This window comes from Brachybacterium vulturis (genome assembly GCF_043641765.1).
Lineage (GTDB): Bacteria > Actinomycetota > Actinomycetes > Actinomycetales > Dermabacteraceae > Brachybacterium > Brachybacterium vulturis_A.
This window is the reverse complement of the sequence record NZ_JBHZRO010000003.1, coordinates 246,207-253,545: the sequence shown is the minus strand read 5'-3', so window position 1 is coordinate 253,545 and position 7,339 is coordinate 246,207. Positions and strand designations below refer to the sequence as shown.

The 7,339-nt window shown below is 73.3% G+C and carries 5 protein-coding genes; all 5 read left to right on the top strand.

The genetic code is table 11. The features are described from left to right. Positions 1-324: 324 nt before the first annotated feature. The 5 genes from ACHUEU_RS03875 (at position 325) to ACHUEU_RS03855 (ending at position 7,331) form a co-directional block, all read left to right on the top strand. A complete protein-coding gene (locus ACHUEU_RS03875) occupies positions 325-1,731 on the top strand; it encodes an ammonium transporter (RefSeq protein ID WP_394214584.1) in 1,407 nt (468 codons plus the stop codon). Next, entirely contained in the window at positions 1,728-2,066 is a 339-nt protein-coding gene (locus ACHUEU_RS03870) for a P-II family nitrogen regulator (protein WP_394214583.1), read from the top strand. Before ACHUEU_RS03875 ends, ACHUEU_RS03870 begins: the two co-directional genes overlap by 4 nt. Then, positions 2,056-4,401, top strand: a complete 2,346-nt coding sequence (locus tag ACHUEU_RS03865) for a [protein-PII] uridylyltransferase family protein (RefSeq protein WP_394214582.1) — start codon at positions 2,056-2,058, stop codon at positions 4,399-4,401. The genes ACHUEU_RS03870 and ACHUEU_RS03865 overlap by 11 nt, the downstream gene beginning before the upstream one ends. Positions 4,402-4,544: 143 nt before the next feature. Further along, a complete protein-coding gene (ffh, locus tag ACHUEU_RS03860) occupies positions 4,545-6,152 on the top strand; it encodes a signal recognition particle protein (protein ID WP_394214581.1) in 1,608 nt (535 codons plus the stop codon). A 66-nt stretch (positions 6,153-6,218) separates the two neighbouring features. Then, entirely contained in the window at positions 6,219-7,331 is a 1,113-nt protein-coding gene (locus ACHUEU_RS03855) for an amidohydrolase family protein (RefSeq protein WP_394214580.1), read from the top strand. Positions 7,332-7,339 lie beyond the last annotated feature (8 nt).

Genomic DNA, 7,339 nt, shown 5'->3' with positions numbered 1-7,339 from the left:
TGATCCACGAGTCTTCATAGCGGGGCCCTGGGCCACAAGACCCGACCCAGCGACTCCGCCACCCCCATAGCGTCTGACCCCACCGGGCAGCGCCTCCGGCCCGCCCGTCCCGCCACCACGGACCCCCGCCCCATCCGGCGGGGGTTCGTCGTCCCCGGTGCCGTCCGCCCTGCGGGACATCGGGTCACGGAACGGTCACGGGCCCTTCTCGGCGCAGGAGAACGCGGCGGCGGCGCACACCATGAGGCCACGGCCGCACGGCCGTACGGCCCGGGGTCCCGCGCTGCGGATCCCGGATCGGTCCCCCCTCCACCAGGAGCTGACATGGAGCCCTTCACCCTCGACACGGGGGCGACCGCCTGGATCCTCACCAGCGCGGCACTCGTCCTGCTGATGACCCCCGGCCTCGCCCTCTTCTACGGCGGGATGGTGCGCGCCCGCACCGTGCTGAACATGATGCTGATGTCCTTCACCGCGATCGCCGTGGTGGCCGTCGCCTGGACGGTGGCCGGCTACTCGATCGCCTTCGGCACCGACATCGGCGGCCTGTTCGGCAACCCGCTGGAGCACCTCGGACTGGTCGGCACCGACGAGCAGTCGATCCTCGCCGACTCCGGTGTGCCCTTCCTGGTCGCCGCCGGCTTCCAGATGACCTTCGCGATCATCGCCACCGCCCTGGTCTCCGGGGCGATCGCCGACCGCGTGAAGCTCGGCACCTGGATGCTCTTCGCCGCCGTGTGGGTCCTCGTGGTCTACGCGCCGCTGGCCCACATGGTCTGGGGCGGCGGACTGCTCAGCGGCGACGGCCCCTTCGCGGCGATCGCCGAGCCCGTCGACTTCGCCGGCGGCACCGTGGTCCACATCAACGCCGGCGTCGCCGGCCTGGTGCTCGCGATCATCGTCGGCGCCCGCAAGGGCTTCGGCACCGTGCCGATGAAGCCCCACAACCTGCCCCTGGTGATGCTCGGCGCCGCGCTGCTGTGGTTCGGCTGGTTCGGCTTCAACGGCGGCTCCGCCGGAACGGCCGACGCCACCGCCGGACTGGCCTGGGTGAACACCACGGTCGCCACCGCCGGAGCGATGCTCGGCTGGGCGCTGATCGAGAAGATCCGTGACCGGCACGTCACCAGCCTCGGCGCGGCCTCCGGCGTCGTCGCCGGCCTGGTCGCCATCACCCCCGCCGCCGCGGCGCTGAGCCCGCTCACCTCGATCGTGCTGGGCCTGGCCGCCGGCGCGGCCTGCGCCCTCGCCGTGGGCCTGAAGAATCGCGTCGGCATCGACGACTCGCTCGACGTGGTCGGCGTGCACCTGGTGGGCGGACTCGTCGGCACCGTCGGCATCGGGTTCCTCGCGGCCGACGGAGGACTGCTGACCGGCGGCGGAGCGCGTCTGCTGCTGGTGCAGGTGCTGGTCGCCCTCGCGGCGATGCTCTTCTCCGGCGTGCTCACCGCGGTGATCGCCCTGGCCCTGAAGCACACCCTCGGGTGGAGGATCCCGGAGGCCGACGAGCAGGCGGGGATCGACATCGCCCAGCATGCCGAGGCCGGATACGATCTCGCCGGTGCCCTGGCCTCCCGCCGGGAACGCCCGATCGCCCCGAGCCCCTTCCCGCCCTCCGGTGCCGGACCGGAGCCGCACAATCCGGCCCCGGCCCACCCCGGGGAGGACGCCGCCGCGGTCACCACCGCTCCGGCCACCACCGCTCCGGCCACCCCAGGAGGGACCCGATGAAGCTCATCACCGCGATCATCCAGCCGCATGCCCTGCAGGCGGTGACCGACTCCCTGCGCGAGTACGGAGTGACCGGACTGACCGTCACCGAGGTCGCCGGGTACGGCCGCCAGGGTGGGCACACCGAGGTCTACCGGGGCGCCGAGTACCGGATCGACACCATTCCCAAGCTCAAGATCGAGGTGCTCGCCCTCGAGAGCGACCAGGACGCGATCATCGACCTCGTCCTCGCCGCCTCCCGCACCGGGCGGATCGGGGACGGCAAGATCTGGGCCGTCGACGTCGGCACCGTGGTCCGGGTCCGCACCGGGGAGCGGGGAGCGGATGCCCTCTGAGGAGTTCGCCTCCCGTCGGATCACCCAGGTGCTCCACGAGGGCTTCGCCGACCCCACCGTCGGCCCCTCCCGCCGCCGCGCCCAGTCCGATCTCGTGGACGACTGGCTGCGCGAGCTGTGGGAGAGGGCCGACGGGCCCGCGTCCGGCGCCGCACTGGCCGCCACCGGCTCCCTGGGCCGCCGCTCCCCGGGACCGGCGAGCGACCTCGACCTGGTGCTGCTGCTGGATCCCGAGCAGGTCGACGGGGCCCGCGCCGAGCAGCTCGCCACCGCCCTGTGGTACCCGATCTGGGACTCCGGCACCTCGCTGGATCACGCCGTGCGCAGCCCCGAGGAGTGCGAGCAGGTGGCCGCCGCGGACCTGCGCGCCGCCATCTCGCTGCTCGATCTGCGCCCGGTCGCCGGCGACGCCCGGCTGGTCCGGGACACCTCCACGACGGTGCGGGCGCAGTGGCGCCGCCAGGCGCGGCGCCGGGTGGGGGAGCTGGTGGACCTCGCCACCGACCGGGACCGCCGCTACGGCTCCCTCGCCCATTCCTCGGAGCCGAACCTGAAGTCCGACCGCGGCGGGCTGCGGGACATCACCATCATCCGGGCGCTCGCCGAGAGCTGGCTGGCCGACCACGACCACGCCGTGGTGGACGCCGCCGCGACCACCCTGCGCGATGCCCGGGACGCGCTGCAGGCTGTCACCGGCACCTCCGGCACCCGTCTGCGCCGCGCCGACCAGGACGCGGTCGCGGCCCTGACCGGGCACGCCACCGCCGATGACCACCACGCCGTGCTCGCCGAGGCCGCCCGCGCCGTCACCTGGCAGCTGCACCGCTCGGTGCGCGCGGCCGCGGCCGGTCTCGCCCGCGGCGGCACCGCCACCCGCGGCGTCGGCAGCGCGCGCCGCCCCGCCCTGCAGCGCCTGCCCCACGGAGTGCTGGTCCAGGCCGGCGAGGTCTCCGTCGATCCCGGGTCCTCCGACCCGCTGCACGATCTCGCGGCGGTCCGCCACGCCGCCACCACCGGAGCGCCGCTGGCGCCCGCGACCCTCGCCCGCATGGCGCAGGCGCCCGTCGGCCGATTGCATCCCGCCCAGCGCGACGTGCTGGTCGACGCGCTCGCCGGCGAGCACCTCGCCGACACCTACGAGGCCCTTGACGTGACCGGGATCGTCGCGCGCTGGGTGCCGGGCTGGGAGCAGATCCGCAACCGCCCCCAGCGCTCCGCCGTGCACCGCTTCACCGTGGACCGCCACCAGATCGAGACGGTGCTGGAGGCGCAGCGCTTCGTCGCCCGGGTCAGCCGACCCGACCTGCTGCTGGTCGCCGCTCTGCTCCACGACCTGGGCAAGCGCGCCGACGCCCGCGACCACGCCGCCGAGGGCGCCCCGCTCGCCCGGGCCGCCGCCGCCCATCTCGGTTTCGAGGACGACGACGCCCGCACCATCGCCGCCCTGGTGCGCGAGCACCTCACCCTCGTCGACCTCGCCACCGGCCGTGACCTGGCCGACCCCGCCACCGTGGGCGAGCTGCTGCGCGCCGTCGACGAGGACCCCGGCACGCTCGAGCTGCTGCGCGCACTGACCGAGGCCGATGCGATCGCCGCCGGCCCCGCGGCCTGGTCCACCTGGCGGAAGGACCTCGTCGACCATCTCACGGGCCTGGCCCGCACCGCCCTGGCCGGCACCGCTCCCGCCCCGCGCACCCGGCTCGCCCCGCAGCGCTCCGCGCAGGAGACGGTGCTGGCCGCGGTCCGCCGCAACGGCGGCGCCCAGGTGCTGTACCCCGCCCACCTCGAGCCCGAGCCGATCTCTCAGATCTGCCTCGGCGCCCCGGACGGCGACGGGGTCTTCGCCGCCATGGCCCGAGTGCTGGTGCGGCTGCGGCTGGACGTGCACAGCGCCGTGGTCACCACCGGGGAGGGCATCGCCGTGAACACCTGGTGGGTGGCCGTGGCGCCGGAGGACCTGCCCCACCCCTCCGTGCTGCGCACCGCGCTGGAGCGCGAGCTCGCCCACCGCGACCGCGCCGACGCCCGCGTCCTCGAGCTGCCGCCCGCCGCCCCGCCGCGGACCACCGAGGACGCCCCGGTGGTGACCCTGCTGCCCGGCGCCTCCCGGGACGCGACCGTGGTGCAGGTCAACGCCCGCAACCGCCCCAGCCTGCTGGCCGACGTCGCCGAGACGATCGCCCTGCACGGGGTGCAGCTGCGCAGCGCCCACGTGATGACGCTGGGCCGCCGCGCCGTGGACGTGCTGTACCTGACCGACAAGCACGGCCGGGCCCTGGACCCGCCGACGACGGGCCGGATGGTCGCCGCACTGATGGAGGCCGCCGAGACCTGAGCGGCGGTGCGGCGGCCGCGGTCGCCGCGGCCCGGGAGCCGCGGGGTGGCGGTTCTCTCCTGTGGGCTCGCTCGCGTCTGCTGAAGGCCATCCGGGCGGCGCACTACACTGGGGCGGTCCATACGACCAAGGGGAAGCGCTTCGTGTTCAACAACCTCTCCGACCGCATCACAGCGTCGCTGAAGGGCCTGCGCGGCCATGGCCGCCTCAGCGAGGCGGACGTCGACAAGACGATCCGCGAGATCCGTCGCGCCCTGCTCGACGCCGACGTCGCCGTCTCGGTGGTCCGCTCGTTCACCGGCCGGGTCCGCGAGCGCGCCCTGGGTGAAGAGGTCTCCAAGGCGCTCAATCCCGCCCAGCAGGTCGTCAAGATCGTCAACGACGAGCTGGTCGAGGTTCTCGGCGGGGCCACCGGCGAGCTGCACTTCGCGAAGAACCCGCCCACCGTGATCATGCTGGCCGGCCTCCAGGGCGCCGGCAAGACCACCCTGGCCGGCAAGCTCGCGCACTGGATGAAGTCCGAGGGGCACACCCCGATCCTGGTCGCCGCCGACCTCCAGCGCCCCAACGCCGTGAATCAGCTGCAGATCGTCGGCGAGCGCGCCGGCGTGCCGGTCTTCGCCCCCGAGCCCGGCAACGGGGTGGGCGACCCGGTGCTGGTGGCGATGAACGGCGTGTCCACCGCGCAGTTCCAGCAGCACGACGTGGTCATCGTCGACACCGCCGGCCGTCTCGGCATCGACGAGGAGATGATGCAGCAGGCGCGGAACATCCGCGACGCCGTCACTCCCGACGAGACCCTGTTCGTGGTCGACGCGATGATCGGCCAGGACGCCGCCCGCGTCGCCGAGGCCTTCCGCGACGGCGTCGGCTTCACCGGCGTGGTGCTCTCCAAGCTCGACGGCGACGCCCGCGGCGGCGCAGCGCTGTCCATCACCGGCGTGACCCAGCGTCCGATCCTGTTCGCCTCCACGGGTGAGAGCCTCGACGAGTTCGAGCGCTTCCATCCGGATCGCATGGCCAACCGCATCCTCGACATGGGTGATGTGCTCACCCTGATCGAGCAGGCCGAGAAGGCGTTCGACCAGGAGGAGGCCGAGAAGGCCGCCGCGAAGCTGGCATCGGGCGAGGACTTCACCCTCGACGACTTCCTGTCCCAGATGCAGCAGCTCAAGAACATGGGCAACATCAAGAAGATGCTCGGGATGCTGCCGAACATGGGCCAGCATCGCGAGGCCCTCGAGAACTTCGACGAGGCCGAGATCGGCAAGGTCGAGGCGATCATCCGCTCGATGACGCCCGAGGAGCGCAGCAACCCCAAGGTCATCAACGGCTCGCGCCGCAACCGCATCGCCAGGGGCTCCGGCACCAGCGTCCAGCAGATCAACCAGCTGCTGGAGCGGTTCAAGCAGGCCCAGACCATGATGCGGTCGATGGGCAAGGGGATGGCGGGTGGTGCCGGCGGCGGCATGCCCGGGATGCCCGGCGGCCCCGGCATGGGCATGGGCAAGAAGTCCCGGGGCAAGCAGGCCCCGCAGAAGCAGGTCAAGAAGTCCAAGTCCAAGAACCCCGCCAAGGCCGCGCGCGAGCAGGCCGAGGCCGCGAAGAAGGCTGCCGCAGGTGGCGGGGAGGGCGGCCAGGGCGGATCTGCCTTCGGCGGCGGTGCCCAGCAGCCCGGCCAGCCGGACCTGTCGGACTTCGACCCCAACCAGCTCCCGCCGGAGATGCAGAAGCTTCTCGGCGGCAAGTGAGCAGCGCCGCCGGGCGGTGCGGTGACTCCGACCGATGCCGGGAGGACGACGGCTAGGCTCGACTGCATGCTCACCGACGTAAGCCCCGCTCCGGTCCTCCACCTGCGCGGTCCGGTCCTGCTCGGTCCCGACCAGGAGATCCTCGACGCCTGGGTGGTCGACGGGCGGATCCATCACGGCCGTCCCGAGCTGCCTGCGGGCACCGAGATCCGGGAGATCGACGGCTACATGATCCCGGGCCTCGCGGATCTGCACTGCCATCTCGGGATCGGTGACGGCGGAGGAGGCACCACCCTGGAGACCGCTCGGCAGCAGGCGCTGACGGACCGCGACACCGGCGTGCTGCTGATCCGGGACGCCGGCTCGATCACCGACACCTCGCCGCTGCAGCAGCAGCGTGACCTGCCGCGCCTGATCCGCTGCGGCCGACACCTGGCCCGCACCCACCGCTATCTGCGCGGCTATGCGGACGAGATCGAGCCCGAGGATCTCCCGGCGGCCGTGACGCGGGAAGCGCAGCGCGGCGACGGCTGGGTGAAGCTGGTGGGGGACTGGATCGACCGCGGCGTCGGCGACCTCACTCCGTGCTGGCAGGCCGAGGACTTCGCCGCCGCAGCCCGCGCCGCCCATCATGCGGGGGCCCGGATCACCACCCACACCTTCGACGAATCGACCCTGCCGCTCGCCCTCGATGCCGGATTCGACTGCCTCGAGCATGCCACCGGACTCACCGACGAGACGATCCGCCGTACTGCCGAGGCCGGCGTCCCCGTGGTCTCCACGCTGGTCAACGTCGGCGAGTTCGAGAGCTATGCGAGCCAGGGCGCCACGAAGTTCCCCGACTACGCCGCGCATATGCGTCGCCTCCGTGCCGCCCGGTACGAGCGCACCCGCGACGCGCATGACGCCGGGGTGCAGCTGCTGGTGGGCACCGACGCCGGGGGAGTGCTCGGCCACGGCATCATCCATGACGAGCTGGATGAGTTCGCGCGGGCGGGGCTCGACGCCCTCACCATCCTGGACGCCGCGACCTGGGCGGCCCGCCGTTTCCTGGGGGTGCCCGGTCTGGAGGACGGGGCCCCGGCCGATCTGGTGGTCCTGCCCCGGGACCCGCGTGCAGACCACCGCGCCCTGCGCGAGCGGAGCCACGTCGTGCTGGGAGGGCGGATCGTCGCCTGAACGCTCCG